The following is a 20,857-nucleotide window of genomic DNA, read 5'->3' on the forward strand; positions in this document are numbered from 1 at the left end:
TCGCCTGCAAGAGCCGTTAAAAACAGAAAATGTGAACTCTCTCACGTTCATCTTTGCTTTCTTGCCAGCGCCTGAAATGCACTGTCAGTGGCAAGAAGGTCGCCTTTCCTTCCCTTTTTTACACTGTCCGGCAATGACTTCAGGAAGGACCGGACCATGACTTTTCGCCATTGTGTGGCTGTCGATTTAGGCGCATCCAGCGGCCGGGTGATGCTGGCAAGCTACCACCGCGAGGCGCGCACGCTTCAGCTTCGCGAAATCCACCGTTTCGTTAACTGTCTGCAAAAGCGGGACGGCTTTGACTGCTGGGATATCGACACCCTGGAAGCGGAGATCCGCACCGGGCTGAATAAGGTTTGTGAAGAAGGCATTCGCATCGACAGCATCGGGATTGATACCTGGGGCGTGGATTATGTGCTGCTGGACAGCCACGGCCAGCGCGTCGGCCTGCCGGTCTCCTACCGCGACAGCCGCACCGACGGGGTGATGACGCACGCGCTGGCGCAGCTGGGCAAAGCGGAGATCTATGGCCGCAGCGGCATCCAGTTCCTGCCGTTTAATACCCTTTATCAGCTGCGTGCCCTGGTGGAACAGCAGCCGGAGCTGGTGGCGAACGTTGCCCACGCCCTACTGATCCCGGACTACTTCAGCTACCGCCTCACCGGCCAGATGAACTGGGAATATACCAACGCCACCACCACCCAGCTGGTGAACATCAATTCCGATACCTGGGACGAGAACCTGCTCAACTGGACCGGCGCGCCGCGCGACTGGTTTGGCACGCCAACCCATCCGGGCAATGTGATCGGTCACTGGATTTGCCCCCAGGAGAATGCCATCCCGGTGGTGGCTGTCGCCAGCCATGACACCGCCAGCGCGGTGATCGCTGCCCCGCTGGCCTCAAAGGATGCGGCGTACCTCTCCTCCGGCACCTGGTCGCTGATGGGCTTTGAGAGCAAAACCCCCTACACCAGCGATAGCGCGCTGGCGGCCAACATCACCAACGAGGGCGGCGCAGAGGGCCGCTACCGGGTGCTGAAAAACATTATGGGGCTGTGGCTGCTGCAGCGGGTGCTGAAGGAAAAAGGTATCAGCGACCTGGCTGCCCTGATCGCTGAGACGGAAACCCTGCCGTCGTGCCGCTTCCTGATCAACCCCAATGACGACCGCTTTATCAATCCGACCAATATGAGCGCCGAGATCCAGGCCGCCTGCCGCGAAAGTGCGCAGCCGGTACCGGAGAGCGCCGCCGAGCTGGCGCGCTGCATCTTCGACAGCCTCGCCCTGCTCTATGCCGAGGTGCTGCACGAGCTGGCCACCCTGCGCGGGAAGCCGTTCAGCGAGCTGCACATTGTGGGCGGCGGCTGCCAGAACCAGCTGCTCAACCAGCTGTGCGCCAACGCCTGCGGCATCACGGTGTTAGCCGGGCCGATTGAGGCCTCTACCCTCGGCAATATTGGCATTCAGCTGATGACCCTCGACGAACTGAACAACGTCGACCAGTTCCGCCAGGTGGTGACCGGCAACTATGGCCTGACCACCTTTACCCCTCATCCCGATCATGAGATTGCCCGCTACCGGGCGCAGTTTCAGCAACAACGACCGACAAAGGAGCTTTGCGCATGACCACTCAACTTGAACAAGCCTGGGAACTGGCTAAACAGCGTTTCGCCGCCGTGGGCGTGGATGTCGAGGAGGCTCTGCGTCAACTCGACCGTCTGCCGGTCTCTATGCACTGCTGGCAGGGTGATGACGTCGCCGGTTTTGAAAACCCAGGCGGCGCGCTGACCGGCGGTATTCAGGCCACCGGTAACTATCCGGGCAAGGCACGCAACGCCACCGAACTGCGGGCCGATCTGGAGCTGGCCCTGAGCCTGATCCCGGGCCCTAAGCGCCTGAACCTGCACGCCATCTATCTGGAATCCGACGAGCCCGTCGAGCGTAACGCCATCAAACCGGAACATTTTAAAAACTGGGTCGAGTGGGCGAAAGCCAACAAGCTGGGGCTGGATTTTAACCCCTCCTGCTTTTCGCATCCGCTGAGCGCCGACGGCTTTACCCTCGCCCACGCCGACGACGAGATCCGCCAGTTCTGGATCGACCATGTGAAGGCCAGCCGCCGCGTGTCGGCGTACTTTGGCGAGCAGCTTGGCACCCCATCGGTGATGAACATCTGGATCCCGGACGGGATGAAAGACATCACCGTTGACCGCCTCGCCCCACGTCAGCGCCTGCTGGCGGCGCTGGATGAAGCCATCAGTGAAAAGCTGAACCCGGCGCACCACATCGATGCCGTGGAGAGCAAGCTGTTCGGCATTGGCGCCGAGAGCTACACCGTGGGTTCCAACGAGTTCTACATGGGTTACGCCACCAGCCGCCAGACCGCGCTGTGTCTGGACGCGGGCCATTTCCATCCGACTGAAGTCATCTCCGACAAGATCTCCGCCGCGATGCTCTATGTGCCGCACCTGCTGCTGCACGTCAGCCGTCCGGTTCGCTGGGACAGCGACCACGTGGTGCTGCTGGATGACGAAACCCAGGCCATCGCCAGCGAAATTATCCGCCATGACCTGTTCGACCGGGTGCATATCGGCCTCGACTTCTTTGATGCCTCCATCAACCGCATCGCGGCGTGGGTGATTGGCACCCGCAACATGAAGAAAGCCCTGCTGCGCGCCCTGCTGGAGCCCACCGCCGAGCTGCGCGCGCTGGAAGCCGCAGGGGATTACACCGCGCGTCTGGCGCTGCTGGAAGAGCAAAAATCACTGCCGTGGCAGGCGGTATGGGAGATGTACTGCCAGCGCAACGACGCCCCGGCGGGCAGCCAGTGGCTGGATAACGTCCGGGCGTATGAGCAGGACGTATTAGCTAATCGTAAGTAAAGACATTGCCCGGCGGCGCTTTGCTTGCCGGGCCTACAAGTACAAGTAGGCCGGGTAAGCGTAGCGCCACCCGGCATTTTCAAAGGAAACACAGAATGCAGACCATCACTCAATCCTGGTTCGTCCAGGGCATGATCAAAGCCACCTCCGACGCCTGGCTGAAAGGCTGGGACGAGCGCAACGGCGGCAACCTGACGCTGCGCCTGGATGACGCGGATATCGCCCCGTTTGAAGCGGATTTCCACGCCAATCCGCGCTATATCGCCCTGAGCCAGCCGATGCCGCTGCTCGCTAACACGCCGTTTATCGTCACCGGTTCCGGCAAGTTCTTCCGCAATGTGCAGCTCGATCCCACCGCCAATTTAGGGGTGGTAAAAGTGGACAGCGACGGCGCGGGCTACCACATTCTTTGGGGGCTGACTGACGAAGCGGTGCCAACCTCTGAACTGCCGGCCCACTTCCTCTCCCACTGCGAGCGCATCAAAGCCACGGGGGGGAAAGATCGGGTGATCATGCACTGCCACGCCACCAACCTGATCGCCCTGACTTTTGTGCTGGAGAACAACTCAGACGTTATCACCCGCCAGCTGTGGGAAGGCAGCACCGAGTGTCTGGTGGTGTTCCCGGATGGCGTGGGCATTCTGCCGTGGATGGTGCCGGGTACCGACGAAATCGGCAGCGCCACGGCGGTGGAGATGCAAAAACATTCGCTGGTGCTGTGGCCATTCCACGGCGTGTTCGGCAGCGGCCCGACGCTGGACGAAACCTTTGGCCTGATCGATACCGCCGAGAAATCGGCGGAAGTGCTGGTAAAAGTTTATTCAATGGGTGGCATGAAGCAGACCATCACCCGGGAAGAACTGATTGCGCTGGGTAAACGCTTTGGCGTCAATCCTGTGCAGTCAGCGTTAGATCTCTACAAATAAGAACATCGCGCCCCGCTCATTGAGACGGGGCGAATCTACACCTGCAAACCCTACAAAACTCAATTAAGTGGAGTAAAAGCAATGAAAATAAAGACAAGCTTGATCCTCACCGTTGCCGCCCTGGCGTTGTCCGGTTCTGCTTTAGCTGAAGTGAAAATCGCCCTGGTGGCGAAATCCTTAGGTAATGGCTTCTTTGAAGCGGCAAACGTGGGTGCCCAGGAGGCAGCTAAAGAGTTGGGGGATGTCAAAGTCATCTATACCGGCCCGACCACCACCACCGCAGAAGCGCAGATCGAAGTGCTGAACGGGTTGATCGCTCAGGGTGTCGATGCGATCGCCATCTCCGCCAACGATCCTGACGCCGTGGTGCCGGTGCTGAAAAAAGCGATGCAGCGCGGGATCAAAGTGGTCTCCTGGGACTCCGGCGTGGCGAAAGCCGGGCGCCAGATCCACCTTAACCCTTCTAATAACGCGCTGATTGGCGAGACCAACGTCAAGCTGGCGGCCGACGCGCTGAAAGCGCTGAATGTGGAGAAAGGCGACGTGGCGGTGCTGAGCGCTACCCCTACCTCCACTAACCAGAACACCTGGATTGCCGAGATGAAAAAGGTGCTGCCGCAGTACCCGTCCGTCAATCTGGTGACCGTGGCCTATGGCGACGATCTCTCTGACAAGAGCTACCGCGAAGCGGTTGGCCTGCTGAAAACCTACCCGGATCTGAAAGTGATCGTCTCCCCGTCGTCAGTCGGCATCGTGGCGGCGGCGCAGGCGGTGAAAGACCAGGGCAAGATCGGCAAAGTGTACGTCACCGGCTTAGGCTTGCCGTCTGAAATGGCGGGCGCGGTGAAATCCGGCGCCAGCAAGAGCTTCGCTATCTGGAACCCGATTGACCTCGGTTATGCCGCGACCTACTTAGCGGACGATCTGGTGAAAGGCACGGCGACCAAAGACGAAGCCAGCATGGGCAAACTGGGCAAAGTGAAGCTGGATGCCGACGGCAACGGTGCGATGGCTGAGCCGTTCGTTTACGATGCCAGCAACATTGATAAGTTCTCGAAAATCTTCTGATGCGTTTTGTAGGCCGGATAAGCGTAGCGCCATCCGGCCTACAAAATCCCCTATGGTGGAGAACTATCATGACCCCATTACTGGCACTCAACGGCATCACCAAGGTTTTCCCTGGCGTGCGTGCCCTTGAGAATGTGCAGCTTGAACTCTGGCCCGGCAAAGCCACCGCGTTGATTGGTGAAAACGGCGCGGGCAAATCGACGCTGGTGAAAGTGATGACCGGCATCTACCAGCCCGACGCGGGCGAAATCCTCTATAAAGCGATCCCCATTCAGCTGCCGACCCCTGACGCGGCGCACAAGGTGGGTATTACCGCCATCCACCAGGAGACCGTGCTGTTCGATGAGCTGTCGGTCACCGAAAATATTTTTGTCGGCCAGTACCTCTATAAAGGCTTTTTCAAAAAGCTCGACTGGCCGGAGATGCACCGCCGGGCGCAGGCGATCCTCACCCGTCTGGAGGTGCAGATTGACCCGCGCGCGACGCTGAAAACCCTGAGCATCGCCCAGCGGCATATGGTGGCCATTGCCCGTGCGCTGTCGTTTGATGCCCAGGTGGTGATCCTCGATGAACCCACCGCCGCCCTGTCGCAGCATGAAATTCTCGAGTTCTATCAGATTGTCGAACGCTTAAAGCAGGAAGGAAAAGCCATCCTCTTTATCTCCCACAAATTCGACGAGATTTTTGAGCTGGCGGATCACTACACCATCCTGCGCGACGGCGTATTTGTCGGCGCCGGGGCCATCAACGACATCACCGAAGAGCGGATGGTGGCGATGATGGTAGGGCGCGCCATTACCCAGACCTTCCCAAAAGTGGAATGCGAGAAGGGCGACATCGTCCTGGAGGTGCAGGATCTCTGCCACCCCACCGAGTTCGCCAATATTTCGTTTACCCTGCGCAAAGGCGAAATCCTCGGCTTCTATGGCCTGGTTGGCGCCGGGCGTACCGAGCTGATGCAGGCGCTCTCCGGCGTCTCGCGGCCCTCCTCCGGCAGCATTGTGCTGAACGGCAAAGCGCAGCATTTCCGCCAGCCGGCGGACGCCATCAAAGCCGGGATCGTCTGCGTGCCGGAAGAGCGCCAGAAGCAGGGGGCAATTATTGAGCTGTCGATTGCGCAGAACATCAGCCTGCCGCAGCTCAGCAAGCTCAACGCCAGCGGCGTGCTGAACGACGCGCGCGAGTGGCAGCTGGCGGATGAATATGCGAAGCGGCTGCAGGTGAAAGCCTTTAGCTGGAAGCAGGCGGTGGAAACCCTCTCCGGCGGCAACCAGCAGAAAGTGGTGATCGGCAAATGGCTGGCGACCCACCCGGACGTCATCATCCTCGATGAACCGACCAAAGGGATCGATATCGGCTCCAAAGCGGCGGTGCATCAGTTTATGTCCGAGCTGGTTGGTCAGGGGCTGGCGGTGATCATGGTCTCCTCTGAACTACCGGAAGTGATAGGCATGGCCGACAGGATCATCGTCATGCATGAAGGGTTAATGGTGGCGGAGTATCAGGCGGGGGGCGCGACGGCGGAAACCATCGTCAGCGCCGCCAGCGGTGCCAGACAGGAGGCTGCATAATGGTGCAACAACTGCTTAAACACCGCGAGGCGCTGCTGGCGGCGGTGATTGTGCTGATGGTGATCGCCATCGGCACCCGCATCCCGTCGTTTATCGCGCCGGGTAACCTGGTGGAGATGTTTAACGATACCTCGATTCTGATCATCCTCGCCCTCGGCCAGATGATGGTGCTGCTCACCAAAGGCATCGACCTGTCGATGGCGGCCAACCTGGCGCTGACCGGGATGATTGTCGCCCTGATCAACTTTAACTACCCCGAGGTGCCGGTCTGGGTGCTGCTCATCCTGGCGACGGCCCTGGGCCTGCTGATGGGCGTTATCAACGGTCTGCTGGTGTGGAAGATGGGCATCCCGGCGATAGTGGTGACGCTCGGCACCATGAGCATCTACCGCGGGATTATCTTCTTGCTCTCCGGCGGCGGCTGGGTCAACTCCAACCAGATGGGGGCCGATTTCCTCGGTCTGCCGCGTGCGTCGGTGCTGGGTTTACCGGTGCTGAGCTGGTGCGCCATCGCCGCCCTGCTGCTGGTGGGCTATTTCCTGCGCTACAGCCGCACCGGGCGGGCGTTCTACACCGCGGGCGGTAACGCCACGGCGGCGTACTACACCGGCATCAACGCCGGCAAAATGCAGTTTGTCAGCTTCTGCCTCTCCGGGGCGCTGGCCGGGTTCTGCGGCTATCTGTGGATCTCGCGCTTCGCGGTGGCCTATGTCGATGTGGCGAACGGCTTTGAGCTTCAGGTGGTGGCGGCCTGTGTGATCGGCGGCATCAGCACCATGGGCGGTACGGGCCGGGTATTAGGTTGCCTGTGCGGGGCGCTTTTCCTCGGCGTCATCAACAATGCCCTGCCGGTGATCGGCGTGTCGCCGTTCTGGCAGATGGCGATTTCCGGGACGGTGATTGTGATTGCGGTGCTGCTCAATGAGCGCGGCAACAAACGCAAAGGACGGCTGATCCTGCGCGATGCGGCGCTGGCACGTCAGAAACAGGCGGTGAGATCATGAGTAAAGTGATGACCTCTGAAGAGATGAAAAATACTCCGGCCCCGGCGGGCATTTTCCGGCGCCTGCTGTGCTGGGAAGGTTTTCTGCTGGCGGTCACCCTGGCGGTGTTCGTGGGCAATGCCCTGGCTTCCCCGTACTTCCTGAATATCTGGAACCTGTCGGATGCGACGTTCAACTTCACTGAAAAGGCGATCATCGTGCTGCCGATGGCGATGCTGATTATCGCCCGGGAGATTGACCTGTCGGTGGCCTCCACTATCGCCCTGAGCTCGACGGTGATGGGCTTCTGCGCGGCGGCGGGGCTGGATACACCGTGGCTGGTCTGCGTGGGGTTAGGGGTTGGCCTGCTGTGCGGGCTGTTCAATGGCCTGCTGGTGACCCGCTTTAACCTGTCGTCGATTGTGATCACCATCGGCACTATGAGCCTTTACCGCGGCATCACCTACATTCTGCTGGGTGACCAGGCGCTTAATACCTGGCCGGAGAGCTTCGCCTGGTTCGGCCAGGGATACGTCTGGGGTGCACTGTCGTTTGAGTTCGCGCTGTTTATGGTGCTGGCGGTGGTGTTTGCCTTCGTGCTGCACAAAACCAACTTCGGGCGTCGCACCTACGCCATCGGCAATAACCCCACCGGGGCATGGTATTCCGGCATCAACGTGAAGCGTCACAACCTGATCCTCTTTGCCCTGGTGGGGCTGATGGCCGGGCTGGCCTCGGTGCTGCTCACCTCGCGTCTGGGCAGTACCCGCCCGACCATCGCGATGGGCTGGGAGCTGGCGGTGGTGACCATGGCGGTGCTTGGCGGGGTCAATATTCTTGGCGGGTCCGGCAGCATGGTGGGCGTGATTATCGCCGCCTTCCTGATGGGGCTGGTCACCTTCGGCCTGAGCCTACTCAACGTGCCGGGCATTGTGATGTCGGTGATCATCGGCGCAATGCTCATTGTGGTGATCTCCCTGCCGATCATCACCCGCCGCCTGATGCAGCGAAGACGGATCTAGTGCCGGGTGGCGCTGCGTGCAAGCGTAGCGCTGCCGGGCATAAAAATCACCATAATTAAGGAGAATTATCATGAGCTTTATGTTGGCGCTGCCGAAAATCAGCCTGCACGGCGCAGGCGCAATCGGCGATATGGTTAAGCTGGTGGCAAACAAACAGTGGGGCACCGCGCTGATTGTCACCGACGGTCAGCTGGTGAAAATGGGCCTGCTCGACAGCCTGTTTTCCGCCCTCGACGCAGAGCAGATGTCGTATCACCTGTTTGACGCGGTCTTCCCGAATCCGACGGAAGAACTGGTGCAGCAGGGCTTTGCCGCTTTCCAGGATGCGCAGTGCGATTACATCATTGCCTTCGGGGGCGGCAGCCCGATCGACACCGCCAAAGCAATTAAAATTCTCACCGCCAATCCTGGCCCGTCTACCGCTTATTCCGGCGTCGGCAAAGTGCTCAACCCCGGCGTGCCGCTGGTGGCCATCAACACCACCGCAGGTACGGCGGCAGAGATGACCAGCAATGCGGTGATCATCGACTCGGCGCGTCAGGTCAAAGAGGTGATTATCGATCCGAACATCATCCCGGATATCGCCGTGGATGATGCCAGCGTAATGCTCGACATTCCGGCCTCCGTTACCGCCGCCACCGGGATGGATGCCCTGACCCACGCCATCGAAGCCTATGTCTCTGTCGGCGCTCACCCCCTCACCGATGCTAACGCGCTGGAAGCCATTCGCCTGATTACCCACTGGCTACCGGAGGCGGTCGACAACGGACATAACCTGGAGGCGCGCGAGCAGATGGCCTACGGCCAGTATCTGGCAGGTATGGCCTTTAACAGCGCCGGACTGGGGCTGGTGCATGCCCTGGCCCACCAGCCGGGGGCCACGCACAACCTGCCGCACGGCGTGTGCAACGCCATCCTGCTGCCGATTATCGAAAACTTTAACCGCCCGAACGCCGTGGAACGCTTTGCCCGCGTGGCCCAGGCAATGGGTGTCAACACCCGTGAGATGAGCGACGAAGCGGCCAGCATGGCGGCGATCAACGCCATCCGCGCCCTGAGCAGTCGCGTCGGTATTCCGTCCGGCTTCAGCAAGCTGGGCGTCACCAAAGCCGATATCGAAGGCTGGCTCGACAAAGCCCTCGCCGACCCGTGCGCCCCCTGCAACCCACGCAGCGCCAGCCGCGACGAGGTGCGCGAACTCTATCTGGAGGCATTATGATCCGCAAAGCCTTTGTGATGCAGGTGAACCCTGACGCACACGAGGAGTATGAACGCCGTCACAACCCGATCTGGCCCGAGCTGGAAGCGGTGCTGAAAGACCACGGCGCCCACCATTACGCCATTTATCTGGATAAAGAACGTCACCTGCTGTTTGCCACAGTGGAGATCGAGTCGGAAGAGCGCTGGAACGCGGTGGCGAACACCGATGTTTGCCAGCGCTGGTGGAAATATATGGGGGAGGTGATGCCCGCTAACCCGGACAACAGCCCGGTGAGCTCCGGGCTGAAAGAGGTGTTTTACCTGGCCTGATGTGTTAACGCTGCCGCGTTCGCGGCAGCGATCTCCCGCTTACTGCTCAACATAAAGGCCGACAGCACCGTCACCGCCAGCACAAAACAGCCCAGCATCAGGTAGGTATCCTGGAAGCCGATCCGGTCATACATATTCCCGGCGAAGGCGGAGAGAAAAATCGCCGCCAGCTGTTTGGCGAAGTTGAAGCCAATCAGGTAGATGGTCGCGGACAGTCGGGTATCGAACACCCCCGTGATGTACTTGAACGCCCCCACCAGCAGGAACGGCACTTCCAGCGCGTGGAGCATCTTCAGGGCCACCACTTCGACGGCGGTGGTCGCAAATGACGAACCGATAATACGCGTCGCCATGATCACCCCGGCAATCAGCAGCGTATTTTTCGCGCCAATGCGGTTTATGATCCACGGGGAGCAGAACATGATGATGGCGTTGCAGATCTCCCCGGCGGTGGTCGCAAAACCGAACGCCCGCGTCCCCTCCTCCGGCGTGGCGAAGAAGGTTTTAAAGAAGGTGGCGAACTGCTGATCGAAGACGTCATAGACGCAGGCCACGCCAATCACGTACAGAATAAACATCCACATTTTGCGCTGGCGGAACAGGTTGATGACGGTTTTGACGGTGATCTGCGGCTGGTTCGCGCCGAGGGCATTCATCACCTGCGCGGTCTGGTTAGGTTTTGGTTTTGCCACTACCAGCAACACCATCAGGACCAGCGCCGCGGCGGAGCCCATCCAGAAGACATACGACGGATCGATGCCAAACAGGATGCCGCCCGTCGAGGCGCACAGCCCCCAGCCGAGGCAGCCAAACATGCGCGCCTTGCCATACTCAAAGAAGCTGTTGCGGCTTACGCGCTCAATATAGGCCTCAATGGCGCCCGATCCCGCCGAAAAGACAAAGCCGATATAGACCCCACCGCTTAACGCCCCGAGCCAGATGTTGGTCTTCAGCAGCGGGGCGAAGACGTAGAGGAAAAAGGGCGCGAAGAGAAACAGCAGGACCGCGATGATCCACAGCAGGTGTTTCTTCAGCCCCAGCTTGTCCGACACCACCCCCAGCACCGGCTGGAACGAGATGGCAAACAGCGAGATGCAGGAGAAGACGATCCCGGTATGGGTTTTATTCAGACCGATGATATCCGACAGCCAGATCGGCAGGAACGGAAAGCAGGTGGCCATGATGAAGAAGTAGAGAAAGAAGAACGACCCGAAGATCCAGAAGTTCGGGTTGTCTTTATGGGTACAGGCAGTCGTGTTCATTATTTTTATCCTCAACTCAGGGCCGGTTGCCCGGCCCGTTGGCCTTATACGCGTTCAACGCCAATCAGAATGGCGGTTTCCGGATCCAGAACCGGCAGGGCCAGCCCCGCCTGCATCAACCATTCGCCGCTCACCGTTTGCGGCGTCTCCATCCAGGCTGGCAGCTTGCGCATGGTGTGCCCACCCTCGCCGGTCAGGCGGATATTGGGGTGATCGAGCAGCGTGATGCGGTACCGGGCGTTGGCCGCCAGCCCCGGCATGCGCAGCGGCATCATCAGGGTGTAGTCCGGCATCGCCAGTTGGCTGACAATAAACAGCCCCTGGCGCTGATCCTGACTCACTATCCCCTGCGCCAGCGTGGTGCTGTCGGGCATATCCACCCGCCACTGGGTGCCGTGGTGGATCACCTCGCGCCACTGCTTATGCAGGGTCGCGTAGTGCCGGTAGCCTTCGCGCTCCTGCTCATCCACGGCGAGGGGATCCAGCTCCAGCCCCATATGGCCGAACAGCGCCGTCAGGCCCCGGAAGGCGATGCTGTGCTGGCGGAAGGTGGCATGGCATTTATGATGACCGATATGCGCGCCCATTACCTCAGGCGGGAAGAAGTAGCTCATGCCACGCTGGATAGTATTACGTTCCAGCGCGTCGTTGTTATCCGAGGCCCAGAAGCGATGGCAGCGGGTCAGCACTTCATAGTCAATACGCCCGCCACCCGAGGAGCAGGATTCAAACTCCACGTGCGGGAAGCGTTCGCCCAGAATGTCCAGCAGGCGGTAGAACTGGCGGGTCTGGGCATCGGCCGCGGCCTTACCGTTATGGCCCGGCTGCACCAGCTCGCGGTTCATGTCCCACTTCACATAGTCAACCTGATGCTCTCCCAGCAGCCAGCTCATGCGCTCCAGCAGGTAGTCGAAGGCGGCAGGAATGTTGAGGTTCAGCACCCACTGGTGGCGGCCGGTGGCCTGTTCATAACCCGGTAAGGCCAGCACCCAGTCCGGGTGGGCACGGTAGAGATCGGAGTTCGGGTTGATCATCTCCGGCTCAACCCAGATACCAAACTCCATGCCGAGACGTTTGACGTGGTTGATCACCGGCGTTAAGCCGTTGGGGTATTTCTGCTCGTCGAGATACCAGTCCCCCAGCGCGGCATGGTCGTCGTTGCGGCCTTTGAACCAGCCGTCGTCAATGATAAAGCGCTCCACCCCCAGCGAGGCCGCTTCATCCGCCATCCGCATGATGTATTCCGGATCGTGGTTAAAGTAGATCCCTTCCCAGGTGTTGAGATGCACCGGGCGCGGTTTGTTCTCCGGGAAGCGGATGATGTTGGCGCGCAGATAGCGGTGGAACTGCTGGCTCATGCCGTTCAGCCCGTGCGCGGAGTAGCTGGCGTAAAGGCGTGGGGTCCACAGGGTTTCCCCCTCCTCCACCGCCATTTCACCCGGCAGGTAGAGCGCTTCGGCCTGCAGATAACGGCGGCCATCGGTTTTGGCCTCCGCGCGCAGGCGATGGTTGCCGCTCCAGCCCAGATGCACGCCCCAGACGTCGCCGTGCATTTCGCTAAAGCCCGGCGTGCCGCCGATCAGCGCCGGAAAATGCTCGTGGGAGCTGCGGCCGCGGCGGTTTTCGATCACAAAGCTGTCGTGCTCCAGCAGCAGCCGATGCGGCTGGAATTCGCGGATCCAGCGGCCATGAAACGCCATGACTTCGCGGGCCCGTTCTGCCAGCGGCAGGGTGACGGCCAGACGATCCACCTGCCACGGCAGGCTTTTGAGGTTGGTCAGGCCGTGGCGGATCGCCAGCACGCCGCTGTCATCGAGGGCGATCTCGCTGGTCAGACGCAGGCCAGCGGTGTCGTCTTCGGCGGTGAGAGTCAGAGCTTGTCCCTGCTGCGCTAGCGCGACGGTACGAAACCGCGGCGAACCATCCAGCCCCTGACGGTGGCCTTCAATGCCCGGCGCGCCAAACAGGCCGTGGGCCAGCTCCGCCATCAGCGTCACCGGCGAGTCTACGTCCAGTCTGCCGTTAGCAATCGGGCGGGAAAGCGTGGCCGCATCCTGCGGCGAAAAGTGGCGAAGGTGTGGCCCCCAGTAAAGAATTTCGGCGAAGGGCTGGGTTTTGATCACCACATCCACCGTTTCACTCGCGAGTCGTAAAATAGCCTCTTGCATCGGACATCTCCTGTCATCGGGATATCCTGAGTGTTGATCCGAAACGTTTCGGATAGAAACCAAAACGTTTCGGATTTGTGATCGGGTTTAGAAATTAGGGAGAATTATGCCGTCTGGCCTGGAGAGAATTCCGGTTGCCATAAGACCTGAAGCTGGCTGATTTCGCTGCCATTAATCAGCTGCAGCACCATATCGGCGATCTGCTTACCCACGCCCTGACGGGTGGACTGGATCACCGCCGCCACGTCGATATCGACAATGCTGTCCTGCGGCAGGCCGTCATACACCACCAGCGACACAGCATGCTCGCCGGTTAAGCGTCCCATCTGCGCCAGCGCCATCGCCGCACCATCGCCGTGAGTGTTGCAGTCGGTGACGATCGCTGTCGGGGGCGCATCCAGCGCCAGCAGTTGTTGGGTAGTGGTAAAGCCCGCGCGGCGTGAAGGGGGCATGGTGCGCAGCCATTCGCTGGAGAGTCCGGTCTCTTTCAGGGCATCGAGATAGCCCTGACGGCGCTGGGTGATAAAAGCCTGATTGTGGCTTTCGCCCAGATACGCGATGCGTTGATGCCCGCGCGCAATCAGGTGCTGGGTGGCAGTATGCGTGCCCGCATAGTTATCAAAGTCGAACCAGGCATAAGGCTTTGGCAGATGGCTGCGCCCGAGCGCCAGGAAGGGGAACCCGGCGGCCTGCAATTGCTCGAGACGCGGATCGTTATCCAGCGTATGGGCCACAATCAGCGCATCCACGCGACGGCTCTGCACCATACGCATATAGCTGTGTTTATCAGCCAGATCGTCATCGGCAATGAGCAATAAGTCGATCTCATGACGCGCTAATTGGTGGCTAATTTCGCCGACCATGTCCATAAAGACGCTGTTATTGAGCGGAACGGGATGCACCGGAAAGATCAGCCCCACGGCGTCGATTTTGCCCATCTTCAGACGACGGGCGAAGGTATTCGGCCGATAGCCGCGGCGCTGCGCTTCAGCCTCCACGCGGGCCCGCGTCTCGCTGGAAACGTCATAATAGCCGTTGAGGGCGCGGCTTACCGTCGTTACCGACAGTCCCAGTTCTTTAGCAATGGCTTTAAGCGACATGATTATCCGTGTCTTTGGGTTAGTTTTGTTCCGCCACCATGAGCGCATAGGTATCGGGCTCAAGGGCTTTGAAGAGATGCGGCTGGTCGGCAGGATAGCAAATATAGTCCCCTGGCCCCAGCTCCTCGGGCGATTCGGTCAGGCCAATCAGCGCCCGCCCCTTCATCACAATAATATGCTCAACCGAACCCGGGGGGTGCGGATGGGAGATACGGTCCGCGCCGGGCTGGGCCATCAAAATATAGATATCACGTCGGGCGCCCGGCGGGCATGCCGCCAGTAAAATGGCCTCATAGTTTGCCTGTTCCGCAACCACTTTTGTGCCTTCACCCAGGCGGATCACCTGGGTGGCAGGCTGCTGCGGTTCAAGCAGGCGGGCAAACGGAATATCCAGCGCCACGCAGAGCGACCATAACGTTTCGAGGCTGGGGTTGCCGTTTCCGGACTCCAACTGGGAGAGCGTGGATTTGGCGATCCCGGCACGGCGGGCGATCTCCGCCAGTGAAAGTCCGGTCCGCGTGCGCTCTCGCACCAGACTTTTGGCGATCACGCTAATTGGCTGCGTCATAAAACGATCTCATACACTGTTAAAACGAACGATTCGTTCATCTTGATAAACGATATTATTGCGTTCATTATAATGGATACTCGTTCGATATGGCTAAATTTGTATGAAGCACACTTTTTCTTGCCTGCAAGGCGACACGGTCAAAGCCATCATCCTGGTCTGTCTGGCGGTGGGCGTCGTGGGGATGTCCTACGGCTCGCTGGCGATGGCGTACGGTTTTCCGCTGTGGGTGCCGTTTGTTCTCTCCATTTCGGTGCTGGCGGGCGCCTCGGAATTTATGTTTATCGGCATTGTCGCCAGCGGCGGTAATCCCCTTGCCGCGGCCGCCGCCGGGCTGCTGGTCAATGCCCGCCACGTGCCGTTTGGCGTAACGGTGCGTGAGCTGGTGGGCAAACGCGGCGCCAGCTTGCTGGGCTGCCACATTATGAATGACGAAAGCGTGGTCTTTGGCCTGTCGCAAAAAACGCCGGAACAGCGCAAAGCCGCCTACTGGCTCTGCGGCCTGGGGGTGGCCATCATCTGGCCGCTGGGCACCCTGCTGGGAGCGATGGTCGGCAAACTGCTGCCGGAGCCGGAGACCATCGGGCTGGATGCGGTCTTTCCGGCCATTTTGCTGGCCTTAGTCGTGCCCGCCTTTAAAATCCGCACCACGCTGATTCGCGCCTGTAGCGGGGCGGCGTTTTCCCTGGCCGCGGTGCCGTTTGCGCCGGTGGGCCTGCCGGTGCTGCTTTCCCTGCTTGGTCTCGCGGCGAGGAAGAAATAATGGAAAATATGACCGTTTTTATTCTCGGCATCGCCCTGCTTTCCGCAGGCACCTACCTGATGCGTCTCGGCGGAGCGAAACTGGGCAGCCGGTTAGCGCTGTCTGAACGTTCTCAGGCGCTGCTCTCGGATGCGGCAACGGTGTTGCTCTTTTCGGTGGCGCTGGCGACCACCTTCTATGAAGGAGAACATTTCGCCGGGATGGCGCGGGTGCTGGGTGTGGCCTTTGCGGTGTTCCTCGCCTGGCGCAAGGTACCGTTGATTTTCGTGATCGTCGCGGCGGCGGTGGTTACGGCACTATTACGTCTGGCGGGCATAAACTAAAAAAGCGCCCCGGGGGCGCTCTTTCGACAGATGCTGTGTGCTTATTTGTTCAGTTCAGCGGTCATGTGTACACGGTTACCGGAGAAGGCCTGGGTAATGGTGTAAGAGGAGGCGCCGGCCTGCTCAGCCTGAGCGGCAATTTTCGCTTCCGCGCCATCAATGGTGCTGGCGGATGCGGTGACGGACTGGGCAGCGAAAGAACCGAAAGAAGTAGCCAGAGCGATAACAGCGACAAAAGTTTTGATGCTTTTCATGATAGTGACCCTTTCAATAAGTTGTTGGTGTAAGGCGCCGTGCCTTGATGTGATAAATAATAGGCCTCATCACCAATAACTGATAGCGGAAGGATTTGCTTACTTCATTCAAAATTACTGATCAACAATCAACCGCTGCGGATGGGTATAGACCGTGGCTCTTCCCGGCTTGCAGAACCCCACCAGCGTCAGGTTGCAACGCTCTGCCACCTCAACCGCCAGCGTGGTGGCTGCGGATACCGCAAAGAGGATCTCTACGCCGCACATCGCCGCTTTTTGCACCATCTCGTAGCTGGCCCGGCTGGAGACTAGCGCGGCCCCCTGCTGCCAGGCGACGCTTTCTCCCGCCCGGCGGCCCAGCAGTTTATCCAGCGCCACATGGCGTCCGACATCTTCATGCCCGCCAGCAATCTCACCCGACGGCAGGACCCAGGCGGCGGCGTGCGTACATCCACTCAGATTGCCCACCGGCTGTACCGAGTTGAGATTTTGCAGCGCGATATCGAGGTTCGCCAGGGTGAAGGTCTGGCTGAAGGGCAGCGGCGTGATGGGCTTACCGATGTCGTTCAGCTGCTCCACGCCGCATACGCCGCAGCCGGTGCGCCCGGCCAGCGCGCGGCGGCGTTCCTTAAGAGCCATAAAGCGTCGGCTGGAGAGTTCAATCTGCACTTCCATCCCGTTGCAGACCGACACCACATCCATCCCGTAGATCTCCTGCGGGTGGTCGATAATCCCTTCCGAGAGCGAAAAACCGAGGGCAAACAGAGGCAGATCTTTAGGCGAAGCCATCATCACCACGTGCGAAATACCGTTATAAACCAGCGCCACAGGCACTTCCTGTGCCAGCCAGTCGGGAATGGGCTGGTTAAGCTGCGGAGGTCTGCGCACCTCACAGGCTACTACACCAACGGGCTGGGAAGGGTTATCACGGTTTTCTTTTGACACGACATCATTCCTGGGCAACTTCGCAAATAAGGGCGCTATTGCAGCATAAATAGCAGCGTTTAGCGCCGGAGATGGATCAATTTTTCAGTGAAGGAGCGGTTAGCTGGCTTTACTCCCTGCGGGGGAGCCCGGCGAACAGGTTGCTACACCCCTGTAACACGCAGGATCAATAAAGCGATCTGGTTCACAATTTTAAATTAGCACGCTTAGATTCCGTTCACTTTGTTTTAACTACATTCAAACAAGCCTACCGACAATGTGGTATTCTGCCCCTTATCCCTCACGGAACCGAGGGAATCCAAAATCCCATCCCTTTGCGGTTATTTTGTAACCGTAAAGTAAAACTATATGTACCTGAATAAGGCGCGTTGCAGAAAGCGGCAGAACGCCCCTGCGACACGCCCTATAAAAGGTAGCAATGTCGAAACAAGGAGTGACCCATGCAGGTCAGCAGAAGGCAGTTCTTTAAGATCTGCGCTGGCGGTATGGCAGGCACCACGGCAGCAGCACTGGGCTTTGCGCCCGGCGTCGCGCTGGCGGAAACACGGCAGTACAAACTGCTGCGCACCCGCGAAACCCGTAATACCTGTACGTACTGCTCCGTCGGCTGTGGGCTGTTAATGTATAGCCTCGGCGACGGCGCGAAAAACGCCAAAGCATCTATTTTCCATATCGAAGGTGACCCGGATCATCCGGTCAACCGCGGCGCGCTCTGCCCGAAAGGGGCCGGTCTGGTGGATTTCATCCACTCAGAAAGCCGCCTGAAATTCCCGGAATATCGCGCGCCAGGCTCCGACAAATGGCAGCAGATTAGCTGGGAAGAGGCGTTCGATCGCATCGCTAAGCTGATGAAAGAAGACCGCGATGCCAACTTCATCGCGCAGAACACTGAAGGTACCACCGTTAACCGCTGGCTCTCCACCGGGATGCTGTGTGCCTCTGCTTCCAGCAACGAAACCGGCTATTTAACCCAGAAATTTACGCGCGCACTCGGTATGCTCGCGGTCGACAACCAGGCGCGTGTCTGACACGGACCAACGGTAGCAAGTCTTGCTCCAACATTTGGTCGCGGTGCGATGACCAACCACTGGGTCGACATCAAGAACGCCAACCTCATTGTGGTGATGGGCGGTAACGCCGCTGAAGCGCACCCTGTTGGGTTCCGCTGGGCGATGGAAGCCAAAATCCACAACGGTGCGAAACTGATTGTGATCGATCCCCGCTTTACGCGTACTGCGTCAGTGGCGGATTTCTACACCCCTATTCGTTCAGGTACTGACATCACTTTCCTGTCAGGCGTACTGCTGTACCTGATGACTAACGAAAAATATAACCGCGAATACACCGAAGCCTATACCAACGCCAGCCTGATCGTGCGTGAGGATTATCACTTCGAAGATGGCCTGTTCAGCGGTTATGACGCCGAAAAACGCAAGTACGACAAAACCAGCTGGAACTACGAGCTGGACGAGAACGGCTTTGCGAAACGGGACACCACCCTGCAACACCCGCGCTGCGTGTGGAACCTGCTGAAAGAGCACGTTTCCCGCTATACGCCGGAGGTGGTCGAAAACATCTGCGGGACGCCGAAAGCGGACTTCCTGAAGGTGTGCGAGATGATCGCTGAAACCAGCGTTCACGATAAAACCGCCTCGTTCCTGTATGCCCTCGGCTGGACGCAACACTCCATCGGCGCGCAGAACATCCGTACCATGGCGATGGTTCAGCTGCTGCTCGGCAACATGGGGATGGCAGGCGGCGGCGTGAACGCCCTGCGCGGCCACTCCAACATTCAGGGTCTGACCGACCTCGGCCTGCTGTCACAAAGCCTGACAGGTTATATGAACCTGCCAAGCGAAAAACAGACCGATCTGCAAACCTACCTGACGGCCAGCACGCCAAAACCGCTGCTTGAAGGTCAGGTGAACTACTGGAGCAACTATCCGAAGTTCTTCGTCTCGATGATGAAAGCCTTCTTCGGTGACAAGGCGACGGCGGAAAACAGCTGGGGCTTTGACTGGCTGCCGAAGTGGGACAAAGGCTACGACGTACTCCAGTACTTCGAGATGATGAACCAGGGCCAGGTCAACGGCTATATCTGCCAGGGCTTTAACCCGGTTGCCTCGTTCCCGAACAAGAATAAGGTTGTGGCATCCCTGTCGAAACTGAAGTTCCTGGTCACCATTGACCCGCTCAATACCGAGACTTCGACCTTCTGGCAGAACCACGGCGAATCGAACGACGTCGATCCGTCGACGATTCAGACCGAAGTGTTCCGTCTGCCATCCACCTGCTTCGCGGAAGAGAACGGCTCTATCGTTAACTCCGGTCGCTGGCTGCAGTGGCACTGGAAAGGCGCGGATGCCCCGGGCATCGCCATGAACGACGGTGAGATCCTGGCCGGTATCTTCTTACGCCTGCGTAAGATGTACGCGGCTGAAGGCGGCGCGAACCCGGAACCGGTCCTGAACATGACCTGGAACTACTCGACGCCGGAGAATCCATCCCCGGAAGAGGTGGCGATGGAGAGCAACGGTAAGGCGCTGGCAGACGTTATCGACCCGGCTACCGGTGCGGTGCTGGCGAAGAAAGGCGATCAGCTGAGTACCTTTGCCCATCTGCGCGACGACGGCACCACCTCCAGCGGCTGCTGGATCTTTGCCGGTAGCTGGACGCCGAAAGGCAACCAGATGGCTAACCGCGATAACGCCGACCCGTCGGGCCTCGGCAATACGCTGGGCTGGGCATGGTCGTGGCCGCTGAACCGCCGCATTCTTTATAACCGTGCCTCTGCTGACCCGCAGGGTAAGCCGTGGGATCCGAAGCGTCAGCTGCTGACGTGGGACGGCGCGAAGTGGGGCGGCGTGGATATTCCGGACTACAGCACCGCGCCTCCGGGCAGCGATGTCGGGCCGTTTATCATGCAGCCTGAAGGGATGGGACGCCTGTTTGCTATCGATAAGATGGCGGAAGGGCCGTTCCCGGAACACTACGAGCCGTTTGAGACGCCGCTGGGCACTAACCCGCTGCACCCGAACGTGGTCTCTAACCCGGCCGCCCGTATCTTTAAAAGCGATTTCGAGGCGTTGGGCAAAAAAGACAAGTTCCCGTATGTGGGCACCACTTACCGTCTGACCGAGCACTTCCACTACTGGACCAAGCACGCGCTGCTGAACGCCATCGCGCAGCCGGAGCAGTTTGTGGAGATCGGCGAGAAGCTGGCGAACAAGCTCGGCATCGCCCATGGCGACACCGTGAAGGTCTCCTCTAACCGCGGCTACATCAAGGCCAAGGCGGTGGTGACCAAGCGTATTCGCACGCTGAACGTTCACGGTCAGCAGGTGGATACCATCGGTATTCCGATTCACTGGGGTTATGAGGGCGTGGCGAAGAAAGGGTTTATTGCCAACACCCTGACGCCGTTCGTCGGCGATGCGAACACGCAGACGCCGGAGTTTAAGGCCTTCCTCGTGAACGTGGAAAAGGTGTAAC

At 59.4% G+C, this 20,857-nt stretch carries 18 protein-coding genes; 12 read left to right on the forward strand and 6 right to left on the reverse strand.

All coding sequences use genetic code 11. The annotated features are described in order from the left end of the window. Positions 1-156: 156 nt before the first annotated feature. The 9 genes from rhaB (at position 157) to rhaM (ending at position 9,982) form a co-directional block, all read left to right on the forward strand. Positions 157-1,626 (forward strand): rhamnulokinase, encoded by a 1,470-nt coding sequence (gene rhaB / locus C3406_RS22855; protein ID WP_103825263.1) that lies wholly within the window; start codon positions 157-159, stop codon positions 1,624-1,626. Beyond that, entirely contained in the window at positions 1,623-2,882 is a 1,260-nt protein-coding gene (gene rhaA, locus C3406_RS22860; protein ID WP_103825264.1) for an L-rhamnose isomerase, read from the forward strand. Before rhaB ends, rhaA begins: the two co-directional genes overlap by 4 nt. Before the next feature lie 95 nt (positions 2,883-2,977). Beyond that, complete coding sequence (gene rhaD, locus C3406_RS22865) at positions 2,978-3,808, forward strand: rhamnulose-1-phosphate aldolase (protein WP_103825265.1); 831 nt, start codon at positions 2,978-2,980, stop codon at positions 3,806-3,808. A gap of 81 nt (positions 3,809-3,889) precedes the next feature. After that, the gene (gene rhaS / locus C3406_RS22870; protein ID WP_103177531.1) at positions 3,890-4,876 is read left to right on the forward strand and encodes a rhamnose ABC transporter substrate-binding protein; all 987 of its coding nucleotides are present in this window, start codon (positions 3,890-3,892) and stop codon (positions 4,874-4,876) included. A 68-nt stretch (positions 4,877-4,944) separates the two neighbouring features. Further along, positions 4,945-6,447: a sugar ABC transporter ATP-binding protein gene (locus C3406_RS22875; RefSeq protein WP_103825266.1), complete on the forward strand. Its 1,503-nt coding sequence runs from the start codon at positions 4,945-4,947 to the stop codon at positions 6,445-6,447. Further along, positions 6,447-7,451 (forward strand): ABC transporter permease, encoded by a 1,005-nt coding sequence (locus tag C3406_RS22880; protein WP_103825267.1) that lies wholly within the window; start codon positions 6,447-6,449, stop codon positions 7,449-7,451. The genes C3406_RS22875 and C3406_RS22880 overlap by 1 nt, the downstream gene beginning before the upstream one ends. Beyond that, positions 7,448-8,452, forward strand: coding sequence for an ABC transporter permease (locus C3406_RS22885; RefSeq protein ID WP_103825268.1), 1,005 nt, complete (start codon positions 7,448-7,450; stop codon positions 8,450-8,452). The genes C3406_RS22880 and C3406_RS22885 overlap by 4 nt, the downstream gene beginning before the upstream one ends. Positions 8,453-8,522: 70 nt before the next feature. Then, positions 8,523-9,671 carry a lactaldehyde reductase gene (gene fucO, locus C3406_RS22890; protein ID WP_103825269.1) on the forward strand — a complete coding sequence of 383 codons (1,149 nt, stop codon included), beginning with the start codon at positions 8,523-8,525 and terminating at the stop codon, positions 9,669-9,671. Next, positions 9,668-9,982 carry an L-rhamnose mutarotase gene (gene rhaM, locus C3406_RS22895; protein WP_103825270.1) on the forward strand — a complete coding sequence of 105 codons (315 nt, stop codon included), beginning with the start codon at positions 9,668-9,670 and terminating at the stop codon, positions 9,980-9,982. Before fucO ends, rhaM begins: the two co-directional genes overlap by 4 nt. On the opposite strand, the gene C3406_RS22900 is transcribed toward rhaM, so the two are convergent. The 4 genes from C3406_RS22900 to C3406_RS22915 all read right to left on the reverse strand — a co-directional run bounded on the left by C3406_RS22900 (position 9,970) and on the right by C3406_RS22915 (position 15,080). Then, positions 9,970-11,244, reverse strand: coding sequence for an MFS transporter (locus C3406_RS22900; protein WP_103825271.1), 1,275 nt, complete (start codon positions 11,242-11,244; stop codon positions 9,970-9,972). The two genes, rhaM and C3406_RS22900, sit on opposite strands and share 13 nt — an antisense overlap. 44 nt (positions 11,245-11,288) lie before the next feature. Beyond that, positions 11,289-13,412 carry an alpha-galactosidase gene (locus tag C3406_RS22905; RefSeq protein WP_103825272.1) on the reverse strand — a complete coding sequence of 708 codons (2,124 nt, stop codon included), beginning with the start codon at positions 13,410-13,412 and terminating at the stop codon, positions 11,289-11,291. A 104-nt stretch (positions 13,413-13,516) separates the two neighbouring features. Continuing rightward, positions 13,517-14,512, reverse strand: a complete 996-nt coding sequence (locus C3406_RS22910) for a LacI family DNA-binding transcriptional regulator (protein ID WP_103825273.1) — start codon at positions 14,510-14,512, stop codon at positions 13,517-13,519. Between the two features lie 19 nt (positions 14,513-14,531). After that, a complete protein-coding gene (locus C3406_RS22915) occupies positions 14,532-15,080 on the reverse strand; it encodes a helix-turn-helix domain-containing protein (protein WP_103177540.1) in 549 nt (182 codons plus the stop codon). A 103-nt stretch (positions 15,081-15,183) separates the two neighbouring features. Between C3406_RS22915 and C3406_RS22920 the strand changes: the two genes are divergently transcribed. Both C3406_RS22920 and C3406_RS22925 read left to right on the forward strand, forming a co-directional pair. Further along, positions 15,184-15,843, forward strand: coding sequence for an AzlC family ABC transporter permease (locus C3406_RS22920; RefSeq protein ID WP_103825274.1), 660 nt, complete (start codon positions 15,184-15,186; stop codon positions 15,841-15,843). Next, the gene (locus tag C3406_RS22925) at positions 15,843-16,166 is read left to right on the forward strand and encodes an AzlD domain-containing protein (RefSeq protein WP_103825275.1); all 324 of its coding nucleotides are present in this window, start codon (positions 15,843-15,845) and stop codon (positions 16,164-16,166) included. Before C3406_RS22920 ends, C3406_RS22925 begins: the two co-directional genes overlap by 1 nt. A 41-nt stretch (positions 16,167-16,207) precedes the next feature. Here the strand turns inward: C3406_RS22925 and C3406_RS22930 are convergent, their stop codons facing one another. After that, the gene (locus C3406_RS22930) at positions 16,208-16,420 is read right to left on the reverse strand and encodes a YdgH/BhsA/McbA family protein (RefSeq protein WP_103177552.1); all 213 of its coding nucleotides are present in this window, start codon (positions 16,418-16,420) and stop codon (positions 16,208-16,210) included. A 114-nt stretch (positions 16,421-16,534) separates the two neighbouring features. Then, positions 16,535-17,365 (reverse strand): formate dehydrogenase accessory sulfurtransferase FdhD, encoded by an 831-nt coding sequence (gene fdhD, locus C3406_RS22935; RefSeq protein ID WP_103825276.1) that lies wholly within the window; start codon positions 17,363-17,365, stop codon positions 16,535-16,537. Positions 17,366-17,805: 440 nt separating this feature from the next. On the opposite strand from fdhD, the gene fdnG reads away from it, so the two are divergent. Further along, a complete protein-coding gene (gene fdnG, locus C3406_RS22945) occupies positions 17,806-20,856 on the forward strand; it encodes a formate dehydrogenase-N subunit alpha (protein WP_146052376.1) in 3,051 nt (1,016 codons plus the stop codon). Position 20,857: the final 1 nt, after the last annotated feature.

This window comes from Leclercia sp. LSNIH8, assembly GCF_002920195.1.
In the GTDB taxonomy this organism is placed as follows: Bacteria; Pseudomonadota; Gammaproteobacteria; order Enterobacterales; family Enterobacteriaceae; genus Enterobacter.